A 26,943-nucleotide genomic window follows, 5' to 3' on the forward strand; every position below is an offset into this window, starting at 1 on the left:
CCAGCCGCCATAATTCTCAAATAGAACAGCCGGTACTTCGTAATGCTCCAGACAAATCATCGGTTCTATACCGTTCGCGATTAATTCATTGATCATGTCATCGATATAGGCAGCATAATCTTCATCAACAACAGCATTTTCATAATCTTCTAGAAATCGAGACCAATTGATGGAAGTCCGGAAATGCGTCAGACCGATTTCCTTCATATAACCGATATCCTCTTTATAGCGATTGCGAAAATCGGTGGCTACAGCCGGTCCGAACCCGTCATGCCAGACATTTTGATTATTTTTGTACCATAAATCCAAATAGGAATCCTGACTATCTTTTTTCCCTGACCAGCCTTCTGTCTGCCAGGCGGATACTGCTGCTCCAATCATGAAATTCTCTGGTACTCGAATCGTTTTTGTTTGCATCGTTATCGCTCCTTTTTGGTAATATTGGAATTCGGCAACAGTAAATCCGCCGATTCACTTTACTGGGGTCGTGTTCCATTTTCGATACTCTGTCGGAGTCATCCCTACAAATTTTTTAAAGACTTCTACAAAGTATTTGTATTCATGGTAGCCGACCTGTTCTGCGACCTCTCTTACTTTGAAAGGAGTGTCGGCGAGTAGTGTCTTCGCTTGTTCGACCCGAAGTACATTCACATATTCATTAAAATTCCTGCCAGTTCTTTGTTTGAACAAAGAACTAAAATAATTCGGGGAAATATTGATGACATCGGCTACTTCCTGTGCTTTGATGTCTGTAGTGTAATAATTCTTTATGTAGGTTTCCGCACGCTCCATCAACCAGTTGTTGTTTTCGACATGAGTTAACTGGCACTTATTCATCAGATTTCTGATATCGTTTTCAAACAAAAACTGGATTGCCTGATACGTGTTGTAGCACTGAAAGTCGAGTGAATGAAGCAAAGTCGCATCCAAATCGGTCTTTTTTCTCATTAACCCCTGATACCTTTCATAAACAGAGGAAACTACTCCCCTTGCCACAGAGGTTGTTTCCGTCAAAGAACAAGCATTTATTCGAAAGCTATCAAACAATTCAGTTATACGGTCCCTTACCTTGTCTTGTTCTCCTCGCACGATGGAATCAATCAGCTTTTCACTCTGAAGATCTGGCGAAGTGCAGCCGTTTTTCCAAGAGTCGGGAACAGGCAGTTGGAGGATACCTTCATCAGCCAGTGGCAAAAATGATAACGATTGGTCAAATTGGCGATATACGTACGCTAGCTCATCCAGCCGAATATACCTGTTATAGAGAAGAGCATATAGCGGAATTTCCAATTCACTCATCCCCGAAATCAACGAACTTTTAACATCTTCGGTCTTTAGCCCGTCCTTTTTTACGATCAGACAAGTCATCAACATATTTTGTCCGGTAAAAAATGAAATACAATAGTCCACATCCCTCTTGGTAAACACATCAGAAATTTTATTTTCCCAGTGTCGTTTCCATTTACAAAGCTGTCCACGACTTTCTTTTGACTTCAGAACCGAGTAATTCTTGATCAAAGTGACAAAAGGATATAGCTTTACTGTTTCAACAAGATTTTTGTCAGGAGAATGACTGGCAGGAGTCTTAACAACCTGGTAATATAGTTCATTTCTGATCGCTGACTGTTCTATTTCGGCATTCCGGGATCGCTCTTCCTGGATTTCTTCGGACGCTTTTCTGACCACAGTAATCAGTTCATCGATGTCTACTGGTTTTAATAAGTAATCTTTGACACCTGCGTGCATCGCCTGCTTAGCATAGTTAAATTCATCATAACCGCTTAGAATGATGATGCGAATGGTGGGGTAGTGTTCATCTAAATAAGCAGCAAGCTGTAAACCGTCTTGATTCGGCATTCGAACATCCGTTACAACAATATCTACGTCTTCAGCAGCGTTTATTTTATTGATTGCATCTAACCCGTCATGTGCTGCTTCCGCAATTTCGATATTGTATTTTTCCCATGGGATTGTTTGAGTCAATCCATTACGGATAATCGGTTCATCATCGACGATCAGCATTTTACACTTCATTCCAATCACCCGCTTCCTTTCTACTCTTCTGTTCCGGTTTCTGTTTCATTAGCGGCAGCTTTATTTGCATCCAGGTCCCGATCCTGGAAGGTATTTGAACTATCTTTCCATCCTCTCCAAAAGCAAGTGATAATCGTTCTTGCAGCTGATTCAGCGCAAAGCCGCTGGTCTCACTTCCCCTTTCTCCGTGCGGAGGGAATCCTCCCCCATTATCCACCACATCAATCCAAATTTGATTCCCCTGTCTGTATCCCCTGATTCGGAGTTCCCCCTGATAAGAGATGTTTTTAAATCCATGGCGGATACTGTTTTCCACGAGTGGCTGTAGAATCTGTTTGATACTGTATGCCTCGCCGATTTCCGCTTCATAAAAGATACTGTAATGAAGACGACTTCCCATCCTGCTTTTCTGCAGTTCGAGATAATGCCTAATGTAAGTAAATTCCTCATCTAATTTGACCCACATTTTCCCATTATTCAAATTCATGCGGAACATTTGTGAAAGCTGTTCAATCAAATATCCCGTTTTCATCGCATTTTCCAGCCGTGCTGTCCAACGAATCATATCCAGTGTATTATACAAAAAATGAGGGTCTATTTGGTTTTGCATGGCTTGTAGTTCTGATTCTTTTTGTTTAATCTTCAGCTTATATTCCTGGTTTATGTATGTCTGGATTGTTTTCACCATCTGATTGAAACGCATGCCGAGCTTTCCGATTTCATCATTAGTATTTACGGGTACATTGGCGTTGAAATCCCCATTTTCCAGCTGTTTGGTTTGCTCGGTAAGTTCCATGATGCGTCGAATGTTAAAAAAATAAAATCCAGAAAAAGCGATACTGCCAAGTAGCAAAAGCAACAAGATCATGTCCACAATGAGTGACCGAACATTATAAAGTTCTTGAACTACTTCCCCTTGGTTCACGACAGCCACCGAAAACCAATTCATACCGTCTATTTGCTTTTTCACGACTAAATAACGGCCTTCCTTTGTTTCATAGCTAATCGACCGATTACTGCTTGCGATAATCCGATCAATCAACTTCTGATCAGGGAACGGTTTACCAACCATGCCTTGATCTGGATGCAGGACCACATCCCCCTTATCATTCATGACAAAAAAGTACCCCTGCCCACCAGCAGTATCGCCTTTGACAGTTCGGTACAAATCCTCCTGATCCAGTCGAATTCTCACTCGTCCGATAGGCTTTGTTATGTGATTGAGATCATTTATTTCTCTTGAAAGACTGATTACTTGTTTTTCACCCTCCCAATCACTGTCGACCTGATAGGAGCCGCTCCAGGTCAGGCCACCGCCCTTCTGTGCGGCATCCCTGTCTAACACTTCTTCATCTGCTTTGACTGGATTACCAAAATGAAGTTCGTTTCCACTTCCTGATTCCAGCATGATAGAATCAATATAATCAAAAGACGTTAACTGAAAAGTGAAATAGCCTTTTATGCCCTCTTCAGCCTGATTGTAGTCCTCACTAGTCATTTCCGATTTCGATGAAGTGAAAAATGTACGGAAATTTTCGTCATAAATCATGAAGGAGGTCATGTTTTCTACATTACGTATAACCGATGTCAACGTTTCTTCGCTTGTTTCCAAACGTCCGATAGTGTGGTCGGCTGCTTGTTGTTTAAAGGCTTTTGTTGTTTGATAATAGATCAAAACACCGAAAAACATCGTCGGAAGAGTGATCAATACCAGGAAAACGGTGGCAAACTGTTTTTTCAATCCCCATTGACGGAACATTCCATCCATCCTCGGCCATAAAGTGATAGCTTTATCTTATCCTTTAACCGCCCCGGCTGTCATACCTTTTACGATGTCTTTTTCAAGCATTAAATAAATGGCGACTATCGGAACCAAGGACATAGTCAACCCTGCCATTTGCGCTCCATAGTTGGTTGTGAACTGACCGGCGAAATTTGCCAGCCCCAGCGGAAGTGTCTGGAACGCTGGATCATTGATCAGCACCAGTGCGAAGGAAAACTCATTCCAATTATATATGAAGTTGAGAATGACCACGGTGGCCAGGGCCGGGCGGGACATCGGCAGTACGATAGACCAGAATATCCGGAAAATGCCACACCCATCCATGATTGCCGACTCCTCGATGTCCTTGGGAAAAGCTTTCATGAAGCTTGTTAAGATAAAGATTGTTATCGGCAAATGAAAAGCAATATAAGGAAATAACAAGGTAATAGGCGTATTCAACAATCCGAGATTACGCATCAGGATAAACATTGGTACCAGGGTAGCATGAATAGGAATCAGCATTCCGAAAATAAAGAATGTATAAATGGTTTTATTCATTATAAATGTGAATCGGGATAAAAAATATGCAGCCAACGCGCCTGTTAATACAGTAATGACAGTAGCAGCGACACAGATGAATATACTGTTTTTAAAGAGGACACCAAAGTTGGCTATCTCCCAAGCGTTTTGATAGTTTTCCAATACAAATTCTTTGGGAAACCCGAATTGATTAACAGCAAACTCACTTTCTGATTTGAATGAATTGATGACCATCCAAATTATCGGATAAGCATTTACAATGGCAAACAAGATAAGGGTTATATAAATCAAAAGCCGTTTCCACCCAGGCTTTTTACGGCCTCTTCGTTTTTCAACCTGTGGTCCAGCGGCCGTTTTCACTGTCGTTTCCATCTTGTTCCTCCTTTTTATAACATTTTACGTCCCAGTAATTTGGTGACGATAAAAATCAAAATTAAACTGAAGAAAAAAATGACAACAGATACTGCACTTCCATATCCATACTGCAGCTGGCTGAAAGTTTCATTGAACATATATAACGCCATAACGTCAGTCGAGTGGGACGGCCCCCCGTTGGTCATGACATAGATCAAATCGAAAGTCTTCAAACTGCCCGCAATGCATAAAATGACCGCAACGATGATGGTATCCCAAATCATCGGTACTGTTATTTTCCAAGTGGTAGTCCATTCAGAAGCTCCGTCGATTTTCGCTGCCTCCAATACTTCTTCCGGTACATTTTGCAAAGCGGCTAGAAATATAATTAAATACAGGCCGACAAATTGCCAGATAACCGTGACACAAACAGCAACCATCGACCAATCCGTATCGCCGAGCCAGTTTTGCACCAATACTCCAAGGCCCAGTGTTCGTAGTAGTTCATTGATTAAACCATTTTCCGAGTTATAGATTAGGCTCCAGGTTAACGAGATGACTACAGTAGATAAAACGACGGGTAAAAAACCGATCGTCCTGAAGATTTTCAATCCTTTCAGCTTCCTGTTCAAAAGTAATGCAATAAACAGTGCGATGGGTACTTGACCCAATACCGATGCCAACACGACATAAATGTTGTTTTTCACTGAATTCCAAAACAAAGTGTCTTGGAACAGTGCTTGAAAATTTGCCAATCCTACAAAAGACATATCGGAAAATCCATTCCATTCCATTACCGAATAATAAAACGATTGAATAATCGGCAGAATGGCAAATACACTATATATTAGGATGGCAGGTAATAAACCGATGATGATGGCCCCTTTTGCTTTTCCGGCTGCCTGCATTTCCATTCCTCCTATTTCATGGGAAAGGCCGCCATGACGGCAGCCTGCCACGATAAATTTATTTTACTCCGTTTCCTTCTCCATCTCTTCCGCTAATTCTTCAGGCGATTTTTCCCCAAGGCTTATCGACTGTAATCCGTTATTGATGATATCCGTCAATTCCGGTGTCAATGTTGCATCATAGACAGGGGCCAGTCCGCCTTGTGCAAAGCTGTTGGCTTCCTGAAATACCTGTGGGATGCTGTCGTCCATTTCTACGTCAGCCGGCACGATAATATTTGCTTTGACTAACTTTTGGAACATTTCATCACTGTAGAAGTATTTAAGAAATTTAAAAGCTGCTTCCTTTTTCTCTCCACTCAAGTCACTGTTTAAGGCAATACCGCCACCTGCAACTCCTGCTATTTTGGCAGGATTACCGTCTCCGCCTTCAAAGGATGGAAAAGGGGCCACTCCGATTGCATCCTGGTTTTCCACACTGTCCAATATCGGCCCTATTGCCCACGAACCGGCAAAATGCATAGCTGTGTTGCCACTGACAAACTCGCTTCGCGATTGTGCTTCATCGATTGTATTCATATCTCCGTTAAACGCTTCCATATTTGCTAACTCTTCAATGACAGATAATGCTTTGACAAATCGTTCATCGGTGAAAGAAGCTTCCCCATTCAACGCATTTTCTAAAAAATCACTTCCGGTATAACGGTCTGCAATCGTCGATATATATACCGATTGAAGCGGCCAAATCGCTTTGTTCCCAAGAGCGATAGGTGTGACGTTTTGTTCTTTCAATTTTTCGATCAGACTTTTCAGTTCTTCATAAGTAGCAGGAAACGTATCGAAACCTGCCTCAGCCAATGCATCTTTATGATAAAAGATCAAGCTGGTTTCACTGATATTTGCCGGAATTGCATAATGCTCTCCATCGATGGCATAATCCTTCAAAATTCCTTCCGGGATTTTCCCTTCCCATTCATCGACAATTTCATTTAAGGAAAGCAGTGCGTTTCCCTCTACCAACGGAGCAATTCTGGTACCGGGCCATACCCGAAACATATCAGGCAGTTGCTGTCCTGCAGCTTGTGTACGTAGCTTGGTTTCATACTGGTCATGCGGGATACTTTCGATTTTCACTTCGATCCCTTCGTTTTCTTCATTGAATTTCTTAAATATGTCTTTGTAGACACTATTCTCTGGGCGATCCTCCGTCCAGTCATTCCAAACGGTTAATTCTACTACATCACTGCCAGAAGCTTCGTCACTTTCTCCGCCACACGCTGCTAAACTGATCAGTACAAGCAAACCTGCCAACAGCCAACCTATTTTTTTCATTTACTATCTCCTCCTGAATGCTAGCGCTTACATTGTATTGTAACAACTTTCATTAATCTTACTATCCGGTAAATCTACAAAATCATCCGAAAATTTACTGGATTGAAATATACTCCAATAATAAAGAGACATAATAAAAACAAGATTAGGACTCAACTCTCTTCCATTTAATCCAGATATAGCGGTCTTCAGAAAGGTTGACCTTTTTTGCTAACTAATTGCCTTCCATCCTTTCACTCCAGGTTTTGATACACAAAAAAATAAAACCGCGTTGTTCTAGACACAATTTATTATGTAAAAAGAATTTGACATTTTTAAAGCTAATGCTACAATAATAATTGTCAAATACTTTTTACATTTCCAATGAGGAGGAGACGAAAAATGGATTGGGTTAAAATGGTGTATTCAATCATTTTGTTGGTTTGCGGAATTTTGATTCTTGTGGCAGCAATGTCTCAAAAAGGCGATGAAAGAAGGGCTTTTATCAAAGCAAAAGCTCAATCATATTCATTTATCGTAGTAATGGGTATGCTTATTTTAGAAGTTGCACAATCAATTTATCTAACTTATCAAGGGAATGCTTCAAATGGTATTGGAATTTCGCCAATAATGTTTTTGACGCTGATTTTAATTATATATCTGGTAACGTTACTGATTTACAGGAAAAAATATGGTGATTAAATGAAAAATCACATTAAGAAACTAAGAAAATCAGCTAAATTATCGCAGGAAGAACTGGCTAAGCTCTGTAAGGTTTCCAGACAAACCATAAATGCAATTGAAAATGATAAATATGATCCTACTTTACAATTAGCGTTTGACATAGCCTCTGTGTTGGATACCACTGTAGATGAGCTTTTCATCAGTGGTTCTATGGATAAGTGATACATCGACCTCCTAGCGAGGTCTTTTTTGTACTCCCGATAGGGAACAGTCCTGTAATTTGTTTCTTGAACCGCTGAAATAAGCATTTGTTCCACATGTTTATCAGAGGTCCGTTCTTTAACTATTTCGAGCAACAATCAATAACCCCTTAAATTCATCTAGCTATGAGCGTTATTATTTTTAGATTAGGGCAATCTTGAAAAACGGGTAGACACATTGAATGATTGGAGAAGGCTATATCTTATCAAGCCTCTTCACTTTCTTTTTTTATTGGTAAACGCGATAATAAACCATATTAAGGAGGAATAATTCCATGAGATGCAAAATAAATCGAAATGCCGCCAAAAAAATTAAACAGTGGCTTGCCGAAGAAGGTAAAGAAGGACAAATGCTGCGCGTGTTTGTTTCCGAATTCCACGGAAACCATGCCCATTACGACCTTACACTTGATTACCCGAAAGAGCATGACGAAATCGTCAAAACCGATAAAGAGATCGATGTTCTGATGGACAGCAGGGAAGATTTTTTGGATGGCGTATGGATTCAATACTTCTATATCCCGACCGAAGGTTTTAAAATTACCAATTCATCAAAAGGGCATCCGCCACATGTCCATTAAAACCAATGCCGCCGTTTACCGGCGGCATTTTTTAATAAGGAAGTGCTTGTTCACCGCTAAGGGCTAACATGGCTCCATCCCTTCTGCAAAAACAGGATCATGCGGATTGAAAGATTCCTATTGTACTGAGAAAAACAACAATAATCGTAATAGGAACGAGATATCGCATTAAATTTTTCCAAATCGGGTACCAGGGAGAAGCCATACCGGAACTAAGCTTGAATTCTTGTTCGACCAACGACCTCTCCATTCGATGAATAATAAAAATGGCAATAAGGAGACTGCCAATCGGAAGAAGTATATTACTGACCAGATAGTCTGTCGCATCAAATATTGTCAGCCCAAATAGATGGAAGCTGCTTATCGTGCTAGAAGACAGAGCAGCTGGTATCCCTGCAAAAAACACCACGACACCCGCGATGAAGGTGACAGGCTTTCTTCCTCGTTTACCACTCTCCGTGAAGGCAGATACGATGATTTCCAATAAACTAAACGAAGAAGTCAAAGTTGCGAATAAAAATAATAGCAGAAAAAGACTTAAAAATAACTCACCAAATGGCATTTGAGCAAATACAGAAGGGAGTACAATGAAAAGCAGCCCTGGTCCTTCTGTCGGTTCCAGACCGAAAGAGAATACAACCGGGAATATTGCCAATCCAGCTAGTAAAGAAACAAAGATATTCATGGTGACAACGCTGCCTGCAGCTGAAGGGATACTCACTTCTTTTTTTAGATAGGAGCTGTATGTAACCATGCAGGAAAAACCGACTGCCAACGAGAAAAACGACTGGCCTAATGCATACAGTACTCCCTCCCCGGTTATATTGGAAAAATCAGGACGCAAGAAGAAACGCACTCCCTGCATCGCCCCCTCCAATGTCAAAGATCTGATTACAAGAATGATAAAAAAGATAAACAATAACGGCATTAAGAGCTTGCTTGCCTGCTCAATCCCTTTTTTTATCCCGAAAGAAACGACGATGATGTTAATCAGCAAGAATAATGCAAGACCAAGTAACGTTACCAGCGGACTTCCTGTTACAGATCCAAACATTTCCGCATAGTCAGCCTGGTCGGTAATCACCATTCCGGGAATGGATCTGGCACTATAGATCAGCACCCATCCACCGACGACACTGTAAAAAGATAAAAGCAGAAAACAGCCCGCAATCCCTAACCGCCCAATCCACGGCCAATGGGAGTCAGGTGCAAGTACTTTATAAGCAGTGACCGCTTCTTTCCCGGCTCCCCTGCCAATGATAAGCTCGGAAATCAACAAGGGAAGCCCGATCAATATCGTAAATGCGACAAAAATCAGGAAAAATGCTCCTCCACCGTTCATTCCGGTGACGTAGGGAAATTTCCAAATGGCTCCAAGACCGATTGCCGCCCCAGCCGTCGAAAGGATAAATCCTATTTTTGATGACCATTGCTCTCGATTCGTTTTCATATCAACCCTCCAATTCTGCTATTTTAATATAAACGTCAAGGTGTTTGCTAGATTTTCGTCCTCAAATTCCAAAGCTCTGGAAAGAAATAGTGATCAAGAACTTTTTTTAAATAACCAACTCCAGAAGAACCACCAGTCCCTGTCTTATGACCAATGATTCTTTCTACCGTCTTCATGTGACGAAACCGCCATTGCTGAAAGAAATCTTCGATATCTACCAGCTTCTCAGCCAACTCATAAAGCTGCCAGTATTGAGCAACGTCACGATAAACTTCCAGCCATGCTGCTTCTACGGTAGCGTCCCCCCTGTATGAATCGGAAAAATCTCGTTTGATGACATCCTGATTGAGCGGAAATCCTGCTCTATCGAGTGCCTGGATTACAGCATCGTACAAGCCGGGGGCACGGTAGGCTTCTTCCAGCTGCTGGTAAATAAGCGGATCCTTTCGATATATTTTTAAAGCGTGCGGCGTTTTATAACCCAGGGAAAACTCAATCAACCGGTACTGATAGGATTGGAAGCCGGAAGCATTCCCAAGCTTATTGCGGAACTGGATGTATTCACTGGGAGTCAACGTCGACAAAACGTCCCAAGCAGCGATGATTTGCCGCTGAATCTTTTTCACTCTTGCCAGCATTTTAAAGGCTTCCGGCAATTGATCTTTGTTGACAGCCTGAGTTGCAGACTTTATTTCATACAGGATAAGCTTCATCCACAATTCACTCACCTGGTGAATGATGATAAACAGCATCTCATCGTGATGGTCGGATAAACGGTGCTGGCTGTTCAATAACTGATCAAGACTCAAATAGTCACTGTACGTCATTTTTTGTAAAAAATCGGTATGTATACCTTGTCCTTCAGAAGAATGTTCTTTGCCAGCCATCTTCCTCCCTCCTTCTTTAGAGTCTGCGCAGGACGGCCCGCACTGGACTGCCATCCGCTTCCGCTATTGCCAAGGGCAGCGCAATCAGCTCATAATCCCCTGGATCAACATGATCGAGCATGAGGTTTTCCAAAATATAGACGTCATTTTCGTATAAAGCATGGTGAACAGCCAATTCCTTGCTCTCTACCGCATCGACAGAAGGCAAGTCGACTCCTAAAAGTTTTACTCCCAATCGTTTTAAATAGGGGCCGATATCCGGATCGATACTTGGCATTTTGCCAGGAAATCGTTTTGGATTGTTGGGAAGAGATGTATGCAGCAGCAGCCTTTTTACACCATCCAGCTGATGACCAGCAAGTGACGCTGCATCAATCATATCCGTATTGGAAACGTCGATTACTCTCGCAGGTCCAATATATGTGTCTATTGGTAAGTCGAGAACGCGTTCCCCGTCATTATCGAAATGGAATGGTGCATCAATATGGGTGCCTATATGACAACTGGAACTTATCTGGCCAATATTTACCGACCCGGTTTGCTCTATCGTATGAGCGAGACGATAGGAAAATGGTTTATCTCCTGGCCAATGTGCAATGTTGTCCGATAAAGGCTGTGTCACATCAATCCATGCAGAAGTTTTCATTTACGCGATTACCTCCCGTTTCTTTTCAAACTGTTTATACCGTTCCTCTACCATAATGGTGTGCAATATATCGACGACCTGCCATACTTCCTCAAATGTATTGTATAAGGCAACAGGTGCAAGCCGAATCCCATTGGGAGACCGAAAGTCCGGGACAACGCCAGCCTCCTTCAACGCTTTGCAAATACGAACGGCTTCTTCATGCTCGAGGAAAACATGGCCGCCTCGTGCTTTATGCATCAACGGATTAGCTACCGTAAAATGATAGCCTGCTAAGAAATGATCGATTAAGTAAAGCAAGTAATCCGTTAGTTGTAATGATTTGGATCGTATTCTGTCCATTCCTGCTTCTTCAAACATGTTCAAGGAACCGATCAACGGGGCCATGCTAAGAATGTGGGGTGTCCCTATTTGAAAGGCCCCCGCAGTAGATGCCGGGGTTAGTGTATGTTCCATGTCGAATTGTTTTTCTTTATCGGAGCTGAACCAACCAGCTAAACCTGGGGCCTTGCCAAAATGTCGCCGATTTACGTATAGACCGCCGACACTTCCCGGTCCTCCGTTCAAATGTTTATAAGTACACCAGAATGCAAAATCGACTCCCCATTCATCCAGTTGGTGTGGTACAGCTCCGATAGAATGGCACAAATCAAAACCGATCAAAATGCCCCTCGAGTGGGCAGCTTCGGTCAATCGTTTCATATCAATAATTTGGCCGCTGCGGTATAACACACTCGGCAGTACAATCAAAGCAATTTCATCCGACATCTCCGCTATAATCGCTTCTTCATCCAGTGTTTTGCCATCGGTGCTTTTTACCTGAACGAGATGCTCATTCGGCTCATATCCTTTTTGCCTTAATTGACTCTGCAAGGCATATATATCGGAGGGAAAATTCAATTCATCTGCCAAAATTTTCGTTCTATTTCCGTTCGGTTGATAAAAAGCTGCAACAAGTTGATGCAAATTGACCGTTGTCGATCCAGTGATCACCACTTCTTCTTGTCCTGCTCCTAATAACGTTGCAGATAAATTCCCTAATGTTTCTGCCATGTAATACCAGGGATGTTCTCCTGAAGTCCATCCATCGATCCCATACCGCTTCCACGAGTCCATTACTTCCTGAACCGATTGTTCTGCCCGCTTTGAAAGCAATCCCAACGAATTTCCGTCAAAATAGATGACATCCTTGTTCAGGTAAAATTCATCGCGGAATCCTGATAATGGATCCTGCTGATCCAACTCCCTTGCATGTTCTCTGCTCCAGCGATCGCTATTATGATCTGCACTCAAATGGAACAGCCTCCTTTTGAAAAATTCTGTCAATTCGACTATATAGTTTACCAGATTGGTTGTCAACGCGCGCCTCGACAACTCCCTCTTTCCTTTTCTAAAGCAAAGGGATTCCATAGCTCCTGGTAAAAAGGCGATGATGCTATGTATCTATGTTTGGTTTCCATAGACATAGCTTTTATGCCGTTTGCACTACAACAACTGAAATTGGATTTGTAAATCTTAAAAAAGTGAAGAAAATCTTAAAATTATCCAGTTATTAAATCTGGTATTTATGTTAAATCCTTTTATATTTTATGTAACCGCTATCATTTTCATGTGTATTAGTCCCCTTCTCCCACCATTGTCCTATCTCACATTTTCCGGGGATAAAATCCAAATCGAAGTTTCTTTATTTATTATAAAGATACTTAATCTATTACTTGGAAAGGAGGGCCAACTTATACGTTTTCCTGTCTACACCACAATAAAAAGGAGGAAGATTGGATGAAAAAATGGACATTCAGCTGCCTGGCATCCTTGTTCATCATGTTCAACGTATGCTCGGCCGTCGATGCAGCCGATAGCTCGGAACCGGAATGGAACAACAATCCGGAGACTTTCCAAGTGAACCGGGAACCGGCTCATACCACCTTGATGCCTTATAAGACTATTAAATCAGCATTAAATGGGGATCGAACCTCCTCCCCTTATTACCAATCCTTGAACGGTGATTGGAATTTTCATTGGGCCGAAAACCCTGAAAAACGACCTGCGGATTTTTACAAGGATTCGTATGACACATCATCGTGGGATACTATTCAAGTTCCCGGAAATTGGCAGCTCCAAGGCTATGACTATCCTATCTATACGAATATTACGTACCCGTGGACCGGATATGAACAGCCGGAAGCCCCAAGGGCACCTACCGTTTATAATCCAGTGGGTTCCTACAAGCGGACCTTTACTGTTCCGGAGGACTGGGATGAAAATCAAGTATTCCTTACCTTTAAAGGGGTCGAGTCAGCCTTTTATGTATGGGTGAATGGAGAAAAGGTCGGTTACAGCGAGGACAGCTATACGCCGGCTGATTTCAATATTACTGAATATCTTCAAACGGGAGAAAATACCGTTTCGGTAGAAGTATATCGTTGGTCGGACGGCAGCTGGCTTGAAGATCAGGACTTTGTCCGACTAAGTGGTATTTTCCGGGATGTTTACCTGTACAGCACCCCGTCCGTTCATATGAATGATTTCACGGTGGTGACTGACTTAGACGAAGCATATACAGACGCTACCTTAGATGTAGAAGTGGACATCCGCCATTTCTTAGAAAAGGAAGAATCAGCTGAATACCAAGTGGACGCCTTGCTTTACGATGAAAAGGATAAGCTAGTCGTTGATGAACCAATCAACATGGACGTTAGCTTTGATGGGAAGGATTCTGTAACGGTTAGCGGAACCCAAGAGATCAAAAACCCGAAAAAATGGTCTGCTGAAAAACCAAATTTGTATAAATTAGTATTGGCGCTAAAAGATCGGGATGGAAATTTGATCGAAACCGAAAGCAGTAAGATTGGGTTCAGAGAATTTGAATTAAAAGATGGGCAAATGCATATAAACGGAAAACCTATCGTTTTCAAGGGCGTCAATCGCCATGAAATCGATCCGGATAGCGGACGGCATATGTCTGAAGAAACCATGATAAAAGATATCGAACTGATGAAAAAATTCAATATCAATGCCGTACGTACCTCCCACTATCCAAACAATGAACGATGGTACGAACTAGCTGACGAATACGGCCTCTATCTAATTGACGAAACCAATTTGGAGTCACACGGTGCCAGCAGCATTTTACCTGCCAGTGATCCCCAATGGCTGGATGCTTCCCTTGACAGGCTGACATCGATGATAGAAAGAGACAAGAATCATCCTTCGGTACTGATTTGGTCATTGGGAAATGAAGCCGGCCGAGGAGATACATTCAAAAAAATGGCAGAATTGGCACATGAAGCAGACCCTACCAGATTGGTCCATTACGAAGGTGACAACCGCTGGACAGATGTAGAAAGTCATATGTATCCTTCTGTTGCCGCAGTTGAGAACTATGGCAAGTCAGGCAATGAAAAACCGTATATTCTATGTGAATATGCCCATGCGATGGGTAATAGTGTCGGCAACCTATACAAGTACTGGGATGTCATAAATAAATACCCGAACCTGCAAGGCGGGTTTATCTGGGACTGGGTCGATCAATCTCTCCGTGAACCGACTCCAGTCAAAAAACTCATCAGCGATCAAAGCGAACAACCTGTCGAAGGCAGATTGTTCGGAGATTTAGTGGAAAGCCAACAAGGAAAAGCTATGGATGGATTTGTCACAGTACCAGACGAATCAAAGCTTGATATAACAGGTAACCAATTGACATTAGAAGCATGGGTGAAACCTGAAGAAACATCTACTCACAGCCCCTTCATCGCCAAAGGAGACAGCCAGTATGCCCTGAAACAAAATGGCAACCAGCTCGAGTTTTTCGTCTATAACCGAAATCTCTCAAACCCATGGGTAACAGTTTCAGCACCTGTTCCGGAAAACTGGGAAGGCAAGTGGCATCATGTTGCCGGAGTGTATGATGGGCAAACATTGAAGATTTACGCAGATGGCGATTTGCTAACAGAGAAAGAATACGATGGAGAAATCACCAGCAATGCTTATGCGGTAAACATTGGCCGAAACGCGGAAGCCAACCGAACTACTTCTGCGGTCATAGACCAGGTTGCAATCCATAACCGGGCCCTATCAGCCGAAGAATTATCAACCGACAGACAGCCAGACCAATCGACGATGCTATGGATGACTTTCGATGAAGTAACTGAGGAACAATTTGAGCAAAAAGAATACTTTGCTTATGGCGGTGACTGGGGAGACAATCCGAACGATGGGAACTTCCTTGACAATGGTCTTATTTTTCCGGACCGTACCATCCAGCCGGAATTATGGGAAGTAAAGAAAATATATCAAAACATTACGGTTTCCGAGAAAGACTTGTTGTCCGGCTCTGTCATCATTCAAAACGATTTCTTATTCACCAATCTTAGCGACTTCGATTTGGAATGGGAGCTAAAAGAGAATGACAAAACAATTGATAAAGGAAAACAGAAAAAGCTGAATATCAAACCAGGAGAGGAACAACAAATACAGTTGGAATACAGTCAGCCTGAACTAACGCCTGGTGCTGAGTATTGGCTTAACATCCGTTTCAAGCTAGCCCACAAAACGGAATGGGCGGATAAAGGACACATAGTCGCTTCTGAGCAGCTGCAGGTACCTTATGATGTACCGGAGCTTCCTGTGGAAGATATTTCTCAAATGCCGGACGTGGCCATGGAAGAAACAGATAATATGGTCATTGTCCGAGGCGAGGAGTTTCAGTTGGATTTCGACAAAACGGCTGGTACCATTGCAGGCTTTACCTATCGCGGAAATGAGTTGATTAAGAGTGGTCCTGAGCCTGATTTCTGGAGAGCGCCGAACGACAATGATAAAGGCAATGGGATGCCATCCAGAACGGAAACCTGGCGCGAGGCTGGAAAAAACCGGACAGTAGACAACGTCTCGGTCAAACAGATTGGAAACAAAGCGGTCCAGTTTGATGTAAAAACAACGCTGCCAACTACCAATGCCTCTTCCTATACAATGTCTTACATCGTTTTTGGCAGCGGTGATGTCGATGTCAATACGACGTTGATTCCTGGAGAAGGATTACCGGAAATCCCTGCCATCGGGATGGAAATGACTTTACCGGAGGAGTACGAAGCGATGACGTGGTTCGGTCGAGGTCCGCACGAAAACTATTGGGATCGTAACAAATCTGCAGATATCGGCATGTATCAAAGTACGGTAGATGAGCAATTCATCCCTTATCTGGAACCACAGGAAACCGGTAATCACACAGGAGTACGCTGGACAACTTTTACAAATAAACAAGGTATCGGGTTGATGGCAATCGGCCAACCGACACTGGAAGTCGGGGCACTGCATTATACCGAGCAGGACTTGGGGACTGCTGCCCATCCATATGAATTAGAAAAGAAAGATGATATCTTTGTCAGCATTGATTTTCACCAGATGGGACTTGGTGGAGATGACAGCTGGGGGGCACGGCCACATCCCGAGTTTACGTTGACTGCTGACAAGACGTACAACTACAGCTATCGACTCAAGCCTATTTCCAATGAGCAGTCAGCAATGGAAGAAAGCAAAAAGAATATCACTACCAATCTGGTAAAAAGTATTCAAGTAGATGGCGATACTCTGACATCTTTTCACCCAAATCAAACGGATTATACAAAGAGCTATTTAACTGGTAGTATCACGGAGATACCGAAAGTAGAAGCAGTCCCGCTTGGAGACAATGTCGAGCTGGAAATCTCCCAGGCTGAAGAGATACCCGGTGTAGCGGTTATCAAGGCACGTTCAAAGGATGGTTTATTGGAGCAAACCTATAAGGTTCATTTTCAAACCTTTGATGAACTATTCCTCAGCGATACAGAATGGCAGTTTGCCGAAAGCGGGTGGCAATCAGTACAAAAGGATAAATCGGTGGAAGGCAATGACTTGAGGTTAAACACCTCCGAGGGAGTACAGAGATTTGAAAAAGGAATTGGAACGCATGCCCATTCTGAAATCGTTTATGATCTGAAGGGTAGCGGATTTAAAACTTTCGAGGCGATGGCAGGTGTTGATGCCGAAGTCGGCAGCAGAGGATCTGTCACATTTGAAGTCTATGGAGATGACGAAAAGCTTTTTGAAAGTGAAACGATGCATGGAGACACACCGGCAGTAACCATTTCACTAGACATTGAGGATGTTGAAACGCTAAGGCTTGTGGTTACCGACGACGGCGACGGCAATAGTTATGACCATGCTGATTGGGTAAATGCTAAATTAAGGTAAAAAGGAATGCACAGCTGTCTTTTTTGAAAAGGCAGTTGTGTATTTATTACCATTTCTTTTATAGGTATGCTTTTTTGATTTCTTGTCAATCCCATTAATGATACAGTTTATCGTGTAACGTACCAGCTGTAGAAGACGTCTAATCGACAAATGATACGGGAGGTTATGGAATGAAAAAAGCATTCCTTTTATTGTTTTTGACAGTCATTGTCATCCTTGGAGGATGCGGATCAAACAATCAAACAGAGGAGGCAGATGAAGTGAATGGTGACGGAAGCGATGCAAACAACGAAGTGCATGCCGAACTGAAGGAACAGAGCCCGCTGATGTATCAGTATTCTGTTACAAACGAAAGCAACGAGAAGGTAGAACTCGAATTTTCCAGTTCCCAACGATATGATTACGAGATTACGAACAAGGATGGGGAACAGGTTTTTCTATTTTCCAGTGTTACTTCCTTTGCTCAAGTGATGGGAGAAGAAACGCTGGCACCTGGCGATATGCTCAACTACCAGATTGATCTAAGTGAACGTGACTTGGAACCAGGCAATTATCTATTGACAGCCTGGTTGACTCCGAGAAGCGGTGACAAATACAAAGCGGAGCAAACATTCACTGTTCCCGGAGAAGAATAAAGCAAACAGCCTGGACATGTCTCCAGGCGACAACGTCTACTCCATAAAAGAAAGGGCGCCCGATTCGGGCACCCTCCTCTCTTATTTCACTTTGGCATAAATGCATGTGTTTGTAAGATGTTTTCCGTCTGCAGACAAATCATCCTTTTTCAAAATCCCCTCTAATTCGTATCCCAATTTTTCCGGGATGGCACGGCTTTTCAGGTTTTTTTCTTCGCATCTTATTTCGACCCGATTGCAATTCAAATCAGAGAAAGCAAAGGCAGTCAATGCATCCACGGCTTCTTTCATATAACCGAGCCCTGTAAATTTTGTATCGATCCAATAACCTATTTCACACTTCGGCACTTCCCAATCGATATTATGAAAACCGGAGGAGCCGATAAATGCATTGGTTTCCCGATGGAACAGCAGGTATCTTAATTTTTCCCGTTTCAAAAAGCGAATGTGCGCTTCTCTCGCTTCACTTTCACTTTCGGCGACTGTTGGCGTGGTTTGCGCAAAGGGCATCCAGGGGCGCAACTCGTCAATAGAGTTTTTGATTGCCTGGTTCACCGCTTCCCCATCTCCCGGTTCCGGTCTGCGTAACAACAGTCTATCCGTTTCTATTTCAGCTGGTATATTCATTAAAATTGGATTCAATAGCTATCCTCCTTTTTCTTTCCCTGTTTACTCTAATTGTTTTAGGACTATTGCCGGTGCACCGCCAGCTACAACATTTGCCGGGATATCTTTTGTGACTACTGATCCAGAAGCGATTACGACATTATCACCAATCGTTACCCCTGGATTGATAACAGACCTGCCACCAATCCATACATTGTTTCCGATCGTGACCGGCTTGCCGAATTCAGCACCAGATTTCCGGATTTTGGCATCTAACGGATGGGAAGCAGTGTATATATGTACGCCTGGAGCCAGTAAACAATCATCCCCGATCCGGACCTCACATACATCCAGGATCGTGCAGTCAAAGTTGGCATAGAAGCGCTCGCCGACATGGATGTTATAGCCATAATCACAGCGAAAAACCGGTTCTACGAAAAAGCTCTCCCCTGTTGTTCCAAAAAGTTCTTTTAGTATTTCCCTCTTTTGTTCATCCTCTGTTTCGATTGTCTGGTTGAAGAGCCTTGTCAGCCTGCGTGCGTTGTTACGGTCAGATACCAATTGTGGATCACCGGCGTTATACAACTCGCCGTTGATCATCTTCTCTCTCTCTGATTTCATCCCCTGTCCTACCCTTCTTTAGCAATTTACTAGATTATATACAGGGTACCATAAATTTTCAATATTCAAAGAATAAACAGGAACAAAAACAGTCCCCCACCACTCCACCCTGGAAGATTGGCGGGGGACTGACCCCGGTTTTTTATTGTCTTTTGGCAGTTAGCAGCTCGATGGAGCGGGCCAGCAAGGCTGTTCTTTTGGCGAATGTTTTTAAATCCACATACTCTTCAGACAGGCTGTGTGAATACTCACCCAACGGTCCCATTCCATCGACGGTCGGTATTCCCTCGTCTGCTGTATAGGCGGCATCTGAAGCGCCACCAGTACCGACATCCTTTATCGACATGCCAAGCTCTTTTCCGGCATCGCGTATGACATCCAAAAGCATTTCCGTTTCTTCCGTTTTTTCCATCGGGGGCTGCGCCATACCGCCCTCCAATTTAGTCGTTGTCCCTTCGACCGTATCTTCATCGGCTATCTCCGATATTTCTTTGGTAACTTCCTTTGCTTGTTGCTTATCTTTTACTCTGACATCCACTTTAGCGTCGGCATCAGGCGGAACCGTATTACTGGAGGTTCCTCCATTAAACAACCCGACATTAACCGAAAGTCCAGATTGATAGTCATTTAAATCCTGCAATTTGATAACCTTATGGGCCAGTTCGTTAATTGCGCTCCTCCCCAACTCGGGTTCTACTCCGGCATGCGCACCTTTTCCCTCGACTTCCAAATCGAATCGGCCTACCCCTTTTCGTTCTGAAACCACAGCATCATCCGGCCGACCCGACTCCACAACTAGGGAATAATGCTTATCGGCTGCTGCTTTTTTTATCAAAGGCTTCGATGTAGGAGAACCGATTTCTTCATCGCTGTTAAATATAACATGAACATTTTTATATGCTTCCGATCCGTTTTCTTTTAACGCTTTCAGTGCGTATAAAACGGCTACATGGCTCGCTTTTTCATCGCTTACACCAGGTCCATATGCCTTATCATCAATTATTTCAAAGGGCCGTTCCTTTGCTGTCCCTTTCGGAAAAACCGTATCCATATGTGCGACAATCAAGATTTTGGGATCACTGTTACGCTCAGCTTTCACTTCTAAGTTGTTACCTTGTTCACTCTCTCTGTGGAGATGCACATACATCCCCTGCTGCTCGAACTTTTCCCTAAGCAATTTACCAATTTGATCGACGCCTTCCTTATCATAAGTGTTGCTGTCCGTGTTAACCAGTTCTTCAAGCAAAGCGATCATTTCCGGCATTTGCTGTTCCAGCTGTTTTTCAAGATTCATTGAGAAATAGAACCTCCTTTAATTCTTCTATTCTACCTATTCCCATTCAGAAATCGATAACACGTGAAATCTCTTCACAGGCACCATTCTTAATCAAGTAGACGCATCCGGATTACGAAAAGATTTTTTGGCAATAAAATAACACCATACATGATGGTGTTGGTTTGAATGAATCCTCTACACGGTTTGCAAAAAAGGAAGTAGGATATATGGGATTTCAATTAACTTTATACATTCATCCGAGCAGTCAAGTGCTGATCAATCTTTTCATCGAGTAATTCAATAAGCGTTATTTCTTTTTGCCTGTCCATGTTGCGATAATGATGGGAATCCCCTGGTTGCTTATCCTTTTCATCAGCCAAATGAATTACTTGCTGTAAAGCATTCAACTGAACATTCCCTTCAGGCAGTGCAGATTCAGTGTGAAATAATATAGCATGGGCAATCTCTTTTGCAGCCTGTTTGTCCTCTCCGAGACGAACGAGTAACTTATGAGCACGCTCCGCCCCTTTTATGGGATGAATGTCATAAGCCCGGTATAGCTGATAATCCCATTCACCATTTCGGTACCATTGATAGTGCCCGATGTCGTGCAAAAAACCTGCTTTCGCCGCCCAGTCGGGATTTACTCCATAGGATAAGGCCAATTTGTAGGCGTGAAAAGCTACGGAAATAGCATGAGCCATTCCGGAACGACGGACATATTTCTGCGCAATCGAGTGATTGTAAATGTTTTTCATTGTGACTGTTCTCATCTTGCTGCCTCCTCTGTTGTTGGTTTTTGGTTAAATTATCGAATATCGTAACATTTATAAAATACAGAATCAATTAGCTAGTCAAGTTATCTTACAAGAAATGAATGGATGATTTTCCAAACAGATTGTCATTGCCAAACGTATACCCATTTCGCTTAAATATCAATCTATTTTAAAAAAAACGAGTGCTGCTGCCCCATTAGGCATCAGCACTCGTTTCCAAATCAACGAAAAATACGATCGATTTCTTTTATCTCTTCTTCTGTCAGCTTCACATCCAACGTTTTCAGGTTATTCAGTACTTGCTCAGAATGTTTCGCACCTGGAATAATGGCATCGATGGATGGACGGGTCAAATACCAGGCAAGTACCACATGAGCGACCTCTGCACCTTTCGCTTCTGCAATGTTTCTAACTTTATCAACTTTCGTTAAATTATTCTTGTAAATTTCACCTTGGAAATGCGGCATTTCTTTGCGCAAATCATTAAAGGTCGTTTGTTCGGTGTATTTGCCGGCCAATAAGCCAGAGGCAAGCGGGAAATACGGGATGAACGAAATATTATTTTCCTTTGTATATGGCAATAATTCTTTCTCTGCATCGCGCTGAAGCAAATTGTACTCGCCTTGATAAACGTCGACATAACCATCTTTATTGGCTTCTTTCAATTGATCAATCGAAAAGTTGGATACGCCAATTGCCTTGATTTTCCCTTCATCCTTTAATTCTTTCAGTGCTCCGACTGCTTCATCCTTTGGAGTGTTATCGTCTGGGAAGTGGATATAAAACAAATCAATATAGTCGGTTTGCAGCCTTTTCAAGCTGTCTTCCAATGCTTTTTTCAGAAATGCAGGAGAATTATCCATGACTGTTTCATCACCGACAAACTTATGCGCCCCTTTTGTAGCAAGGACGACATCACTCCGTTTACCAGTCTCCTGAAGTACCTCACCTATCAGCTCCTCAGACCGTTCGGGGCCATAGATAAACGCTGTGTCTAAAAAATTGACTCCATTATTGATCGCCGTCCGAACTAAATCCTTTCCTGCTTCTTCATCCAAATTCGGATAAAGGTTATGTCCACCGACTGCGTTTGTACCTAGTCCGATGGGATTGACCGTCAATCCAGACTTCCCTAATTTTGTTTTTTCAGCCATTTGATCCCAACTCCTCTCTTTGTTTACGTTATATGATTACACAATTTAAACGGAATTTGAAATAGAAAGCTTAGGCTTTCAGATGTGTTAAAATAGAATACATTTAAAAATAAAAATGGTAAACATGCTTCTGAACAAGAATAAAAGGACGTCAAAATGGAAGTAAATATGCGTTCGAGAAATTACTACACTGTCCATGGGCGACTGGTGAGATATGTCGAGTAAAAGCGACTCTTAAATTAAAACAACAGGAACAAGTCTATTTCTTAGAATTGTCCGGATAAAATAAAGGACGGATTGCCGATTAGTATTCAGCAGCCCGTTCCTTTATTAATTGGCAACCACAAGATGACTTTTCTTCCTCTCATTTTCCTGTATCTCGTCTGCTTTGCCCGCACATCCAACCAGCAAAATCTTGGAATGAACCAAATCTTTTGCTGCTTGTTTCGCTTTACTTAAATACTGACGGGGATCCAAGGCTTCCGGTGTTTTTATAAAATGATCACGTATCGCTGCGGAATAGGCATTTTTTAATTCTGTCGACACATTCATTTTTGCCATTCCTAATGAAATACACCGCTTTACATCCTCATCAGGAATTGCAGACCCGCCATGGAGTACCAATGGAACATTCACCAATTGAGCAATTGCATGTATTCTATCGAAATCAATGTCCGGATCCCCTTTATAAATGCCATGCGCGGTTCCTATTGCCGGAGCCAGTGTCGGTACATCTGTTCTTTCAATGAATTCTACACATTCTGCAGGTACTGCTTTTTGAGCTTCATCTTCAGAAACAACAATGTCATCTTCGACTCCACCCACTTTCCCCAACTCCGCTTCGACATTTATATCCAAATGCTTTGCAATTGCCATAACCTCATTTGTCCTTTTAACATTCTCTTCAAATGGATGCATAGAAGCATCAATCATCACAGAAGTATATCCGGCCCGTATACATTTCACGAGCACCGAATAGTCGGTACAGTGATCGAGATGGAGTGCCACGGGCACATTGAATTGGTTCGAGGCTTTTTCGGCAGCAGTTACAATATTATCGGCACCAAGCGATTTAACAGACCCTACCGTTGTCTGCAGAATTACCGGCGATTTCAATTCATCTGCAGCTTCCACTACTGCATAAAGCATATCCAGTGAATGTACATTAAAAGCGACAATTCCATAACCTTCACTTCTTGCTTTTTCTAACATACGTGTAGATGATATCAATCCCATACAATCTCCTCCTGATGTTTTATTGTTCTAACGCTTCTCCGATTTTTGATAAGATTGCGTCCTCATTATCTGCATATAGGAGTTCCTTTCTGTTTTCCTTATGAATCAACATTCTTGATAAGGAAGCTAAAGCCTGGATGTGTGTATTTCCCGCTTCTTCTTTAGGAATTAACAAGGCGATAAAAAATTGTGCTGGTTTATCATCAAGCGAGTTCCATTCAATCCCTTTTTGATTTTTCACAATGACTACTCCGGCTGATTTTATTGCTTGATTCTGTGTATGAGGAATAGCAAAACCGTCTTGAAATCCTGTCGTGCTTTCCAACTCCCTCTGTTTTAATCCTTCAGCCACTTGCACAGCAGAGGAAGCTAACCCTGCATCAACTGCCAGATTTCCAATTAACTCAAATACCTCCTCTTGAGAAGTAAGAGATTGATTCAAGCAGATTTGACTTGGACTAAGCAATTTGTTCGTTAGTGTCATCCTCTTCACCTCTCTTCTTTACATCTTTCTGACTACTTTTTTTATAGAAACCATATATGAAGGCTCCTGTCAGTGAACCAGCTAGAATCGCGATTACCCATTGGACAGCCCCTGTTACCACGGGTAATACCAAAAAACCTCCATGCGGAGCAGGAACCTGAACTCCCATTAAATAAGTCAAAATAGCTGATACAGAAGAACCTATCATCAAGATTGGAATAACGACAATTGGATTCTTGGCCGCAAATGGAATCGCGCCCTCTGTTATATGGGTTGCCCCAAGGATGAAATTGACCCCGCCGGCATTACGTTCTGCTTGATTAAAGTATTTTTTAAAAAATACGGTTGCGAATGCGATAACGAGCGGTGGAGTAATACAAGCTGCCGATACACCAGCCATAAAATAAAAGTTTCCTTCAGCAAGTAACGCTGTTCCTGTTACATATGCAGCTTTATTCACCGGACCGCCCATATCAAACGCTGACATAGCACCGACGATTAAACCGAGTAGAATTGGATTGGCATCCTGGAAATTGGATAAGAAGGTTTTCATCCCTTCATTGATTGCTGTCATTGGTTCCACTAATAAAGTCATGACAATTCCGATCAGCAAAATGCCGATTAAAGGGTATAAAAAGATCGATTTTAATCCATTGAGCGATTTCGGCATACGGCTAAACAATTTGACAAGCAATAAGACGATATATCCACCTGCAAAACCTGCTACAATTCCTCCAAGAAATCCTGCTCCTCCATTACTTGCAATTAAACCGCCGATAAATCCGACAACCAGACCCGGCCGTTTTGCAATTGATTCTGCGATGAATGCAGCCAGAATCGGTACCATAAGTTGGAAAGCAAGTCCTCCTGTACTATTTAAAAAGGCTGCAATAGAGTTATAGGATTCGTGTTCAGGGTCTGCTGAATGAATCCCGAATAAAAACGACAAAGCAATCAACACACCACCACCGACTACGAAAGGCAACATATAAGAAACACCATTCATCAAATCTTTATAAATTGAATGTAATATTGCCTTTTTTCCACGTGGGTGACTTTCAGCCTCACTATTCACTTCCCGCTCGTTGTCTTTTTTTGCTTTGTAAACGGTTGCTTTTCCATCAATAATTGTCTGGATCAATTTTTCCGGTTCGTGTATACCTTTAGCGACAGGAACTTCCACTACTGGCTTGCCATGAAAACGATTGGCAAGGACATCTTTATCAGCTGCAATAATGACGCCATCAGCTTCTGCTATTTCCTGATTTGTTAAACCATTCTCTATTCCGGCTTGACCATGTGTCTCTACCTTTATTTCCACACCTAGCTTTTCAGCTGCCTGTTTTAACGCTTCCTCCGCCATAAAAGTATGCGCAATACCTGTCGGACAACCGGTTGCTGCTACAATTTTAATCTCAGCCATTAATAAACTCCTCCTTAATTTGATTAATCTTTACCTCTAGTAAAAGTTCCTCTATATCAGTAAGGCTGCAAAGACCTTTACTAAATGCGGTTGCAGATCCTGCAGCTGAGGCGTGTTGCAAAGCTTCCTCCAACGGGAGACCTTGTTTTAATCTTGCGAGGAATACCGCTAGCAGCGTATCTCCTGAGCAGGCGGTATTAACCACTTTTCCCCGAGGAGCAGAAGCTTTTAGAACATAACTAGGGGATACATAGATCGAACCAGCTGCTCCACGGGACACAAGGACCTGTTGAGCCCCTTGATCCAATAGTTTTCTGGAACAATTAATTATCGTAGCTTCATCCATGCTTTCTTTTGTTAGTCCAAAAAAAGTTGCTAACTCTTCATCATTTGGTTTGATAAGAGAAGGTTGAAAAGGTAAACAGTTAAGCATTTCTCTCGAGCTGATATCCAAGATTAGTTGTATATCGTTTTGTTGACAAATCTTTGCAATCTCTGTATAAAAATCGTCATCCACTCCTCCTGGCAAACTGCCAGAAACGAAAAGCGTACTGTTTTCAGGGATCATAGAAACCTTTTCTAACATTTCTTGCTGCCGCTCTAACGGTATTTCCGGACCTCTGTTGACTATCTTGTATTCTTTATCAGCATTGGCAAAAATGTTGATTCTTGTAATTCCATCTACTTCAACAAATTCAGTGGAAATCTTTAACTTTTTCAATTCCTCCTTAATAAAGCAGCCGGTAAAACCAGCAATAAATCCAAGAGCAGTATTATCGATTCCCAGCTTTTTCAACATGATTGAAATGTTAATGGCTTTTCCGTTTGGTTGATATTCCTCCTCATAAGTACGATTTACATGGTCTGGTTTCAGTTCTTCCAATCCAACATATAAATCAATAGCCGGATTCGGGGTCAGGGTGTAAATCATGGGAGCACCTTCCTTCTGTAAATTCCTTTGTCAACATTGTCACATATAATTCAACGAAAATGTTTTCATCTTTTGTAAACGTTTTCTTATAGTGAAAAATAAAATACAAAACGTCCCTCGCGCTGGACAGGATTGTTTTACGGGGTTACA

General features: G+C 42.3%; 24 protein-coding genes. 5 read left to right on the forward strand and 19 right to left on the reverse strand.

Annotated features, from left to right (window positions below; all coding sequences use genetic code 11):
* From BN1067_RS16710 to BN1067_RS16735, 6 genes are all read right to left on the reverse strand, one after another.
* On the reverse strand, window positions 1-417 hold a 417-nt coding region (locus BN1067_RS16710; protein ID WP_199868548.1), incomplete at its 3' end, for a family 1 glycosylhydrolase.
* Window positions 418-471: 54 nt separating this feature from the next.
* Window positions 472-2,034, reverse strand: coding sequence for a response regulator transcription factor (locus BN1067_RS16715; protein WP_053219962.1), 1,563 nt, complete (start codon window positions 2,032-2,034; stop codon window positions 472-474).
* Entirely contained in the window at window positions 2,024-3,793 is a 1,770-nt protein-coding gene (locus BN1067_RS16720) for a cache domain-containing sensor histidine kinase (RefSeq protein WP_053219963.1), read from the reverse strand. The genes BN1067_RS16715 and BN1067_RS16720 overlap by 11 nt, the downstream gene beginning before the upstream one ends.
* A 36-nt stretch (window positions 3,794-3,829) precedes the next feature.
* Window positions 3,830-4,711 (reverse strand): carbohydrate ABC transporter permease, encoded by an 882-nt coding sequence (locus tag BN1067_RS16725; RefSeq protein ID WP_053219964.1) that lies wholly within the window; start codon window positions 4,709-4,711, stop codon window positions 3,830-3,832.
* 14 nt (window positions 4,712-4,725) lie between these two features.
* Window positions 4,726-5,601, reverse strand: a complete 876-nt coding sequence (locus BN1067_RS16730) for a carbohydrate ABC transporter permease (protein ID WP_053219965.1) — start codon at window positions 5,599-5,601, stop codon at window positions 4,726-4,728.
* A gap of 63 nt (window positions 5,602-5,664) precedes the next feature.
* Entirely contained in the window at window positions 5,665-6,933 is a 1,269-nt protein-coding gene (locus tag BN1067_RS16735) for an ABC transporter substrate-binding protein (RefSeq protein ID WP_053219966.1), read from the reverse strand.
* A 381-nt stretch (window positions 6,934-7,314) separates the two neighbouring features.
* Between BN1067_RS16735 and BN1067_RS16740 the strand changes: the two genes are divergently transcribed.
* The 3 genes from BN1067_RS16740 (at window position 7,315) to BN1067_RS16750 (ending at window position 8,437) form a co-directional block, all read left to right on the forward strand.
* Window positions 7,315-7,614, forward strand: a complete 300-nt coding sequence (locus tag BN1067_RS16740; protein ID WP_053219967.1) for a hypothetical protein — start codon at window positions 7,315-7,317, stop codon at window positions 7,612-7,614.
* Window positions 7,615-7,818 carry a helix-turn-helix transcriptional regulator gene (locus tag BN1067_RS16745; protein WP_053219968.1) on the forward strand — a complete coding sequence of 68 codons (204 nt, stop codon included), beginning with the start codon at window positions 7,615-7,617 and terminating at the stop codon, window positions 7,816-7,818.
* 313 nt (window positions 7,819-8,131) lie between these two features.
* The gene (locus tag BN1067_RS16750) at window positions 8,132-8,437 is read left to right on the forward strand and encodes an iron-sulfur cluster assembly accessory protein (RefSeq protein WP_053219969.1); all 306 of its coding nucleotides are present in this window, start codon (window positions 8,132-8,134) and stop codon (window positions 8,435-8,437) included.
* Window positions 8,438-8,534: 97 nt separating this feature from the next.
* On the opposite strand, the gene BN1067_RS16755 is transcribed toward BN1067_RS16750, so the two are convergent.
* Genes BN1067_RS16755 through kynU form a run of 4 tightly spaced genes read right to left on the reverse strand, consistent with a single transcriptional unit; the run spans window position 8,535 to window position 12,713 of the window.
* A complete protein-coding gene (locus BN1067_RS16755; RefSeq protein ID WP_053219970.1) occupies window positions 8,535-9,887 on the reverse strand; it encodes a sodium-dependent transporter in 1,353 nt (450 codons plus the stop codon).
* 47 nt (window positions 9,888-9,934) lie between these two features.
* Window positions 9,935-10,774: a tryptophan 2,3-dioxygenase gene (gene kynA, locus BN1067_RS16760; protein ID WP_053219971.1), complete on the reverse strand. Its 840-nt coding sequence runs from the start codon at window positions 10,772-10,774 to the stop codon at window positions 9,935-9,937.
* 16 nt (window positions 10,775-10,790) lie between these two features.
* A complete protein-coding gene (gene kynB / locus BN1067_RS16765; protein ID WP_053219972.1) occupies window positions 10,791-11,420 on the reverse strand; it encodes an arylformamidase in 630 nt (209 codons plus the stop codon).
* Window positions 11,421-12,713, reverse strand: a complete 1,293-nt coding sequence (gene kynU, locus BN1067_RS16770) for a kynureninase (protein ID WP_053219973.1) — start codon at window positions 12,711-12,713, stop codon at window positions 11,421-11,423. It abuts the gene before it with no gap.
* A gap of 486 nt (window positions 12,714-13,199) precedes the next feature.
* Between kynU and BN1067_RS16775 the strand changes: the two genes are divergently transcribed.
* Together BN1067_RS16775 and BN1067_RS16780 are read left to right on the forward strand one after the other, a co-directional pair.
* Window positions 13,200-17,651: a glycoside hydrolase family 2 TIM barrel-domain containing protein gene (locus tag BN1067_RS16775; RefSeq protein ID WP_053219974.1), complete on the forward strand. Its 4,452-nt coding sequence runs from the start codon at window positions 13,200-13,202 to the stop codon at window positions 17,649-17,651.
* 170 nt (window positions 17,652-17,821) lie between these two features.
* A complete protein-coding gene (locus tag BN1067_RS16780; protein ID WP_053219975.1) occupies window positions 17,822-18,286 on the forward strand; it encodes a BsuPI-related putative proteinase inhibitor in 465 nt (154 codons plus the stop codon).
* Window positions 18,287-18,367: 81 nt separating this feature from the next.
* On the opposite strand, the gene BN1067_RS16785 is transcribed toward BN1067_RS16780, so the two are convergent.
* From BN1067_RS16785 to pfkB, 9 genes are all read right to left on the reverse strand, one after another.
* Window positions 18,368-18,928, reverse strand: coding sequence for a GNAT family N-acetyltransferase (locus BN1067_RS16785; RefSeq protein ID WP_053219976.1), 561 nt, complete (start codon window positions 18,926-18,928; stop codon window positions 18,368-18,370).
* Between the two features lie 27 nt (window positions 18,929-18,955).
* Window positions 18,956-19,513 (reverse strand): sugar O-acetyltransferase, encoded by a 558-nt coding sequence (locus BN1067_RS16790; protein WP_053219977.1) that lies wholly within the window; start codon window positions 19,511-19,513, stop codon window positions 18,956-18,958.
* A gap of 142 nt (window positions 19,514-19,655) precedes the next feature.
* Complete coding sequence (locus BN1067_RS16795) at window positions 19,656-20,807, reverse strand: M20 family metallopeptidase (protein ID WP_053219978.1); 1,152 nt, start codon at window positions 20,805-20,807, stop codon at window positions 19,656-19,658.
* 227 nt (window positions 20,808-21,034) lie between these two features.
* Window positions 21,035-21,562: an HD domain-containing protein gene (locus BN1067_RS16800; RefSeq protein ID WP_053219979.1), complete on the reverse strand. Its 528-nt coding sequence runs from the start codon at window positions 21,560-21,562 to the stop codon at window positions 21,035-21,037.
* Between the two features lie 224 nt (window positions 21,563-21,786).
* Window positions 21,787-22,719, reverse strand: coding sequence for an aldo/keto reductase (locus tag BN1067_RS16805; protein WP_053219980.1), 933 nt, complete (start codon window positions 22,717-22,719; stop codon window positions 21,787-21,789).
* A gap of 330 nt (window positions 22,720-23,049) precedes the next feature.
* Window positions 23,050-23,955, reverse strand: a complete 906-nt coding sequence (locus BN1067_RS16810) for a class II fructose-bisphosphate aldolase (protein ID WP_053219981.1) — start codon at window positions 23,953-23,955, stop codon at window positions 23,050-23,052.
* A 19-nt stretch (window positions 23,956-23,974) separates the two neighbouring features.
* Window positions 23,975-24,439, reverse strand: coding sequence for a PTS sugar transporter subunit IIA (locus BN1067_RS16815; protein ID WP_053219982.1), 465 nt, complete (start codon window positions 24,437-24,439; stop codon window positions 23,975-23,977).
* Window positions 24,414-25,862, reverse strand: coding sequence for a PTS fructose transporter subunit IIC (locus BN1067_RS16820; protein ID WP_053219983.1), 1,449 nt, complete (start codon window positions 25,860-25,862; stop codon window positions 24,414-24,416). The genes BN1067_RS16815 and BN1067_RS16820 overlap by 26 nt, the downstream gene beginning before the upstream one ends.
* The gene (gene pfkB, locus BN1067_RS16825) at window positions 25,855-26,793 is read right to left on the reverse strand and encodes a 1-phosphofructokinase (protein WP_053219984.1); all 939 of its coding nucleotides are present in this window, start codon (window positions 26,791-26,793) and stop codon (window positions 25,855-25,857) included. The genes BN1067_RS16820 and pfkB overlap by 8 nt, the downstream gene beginning before the upstream one ends.
* Between the last annotated feature and the right edge of the window lie 150 nt (window positions 26,794-26,943).

Origin of the sequence: Virgibacillus senegalensis, from assembly GCF_000821245.2 — a bacterium.
GTDB lineage: Bacteria > Bacillota > Bacilli > Bacillales > Amphibacillaceae > Sediminibacillus > Sediminibacillus senegalensis.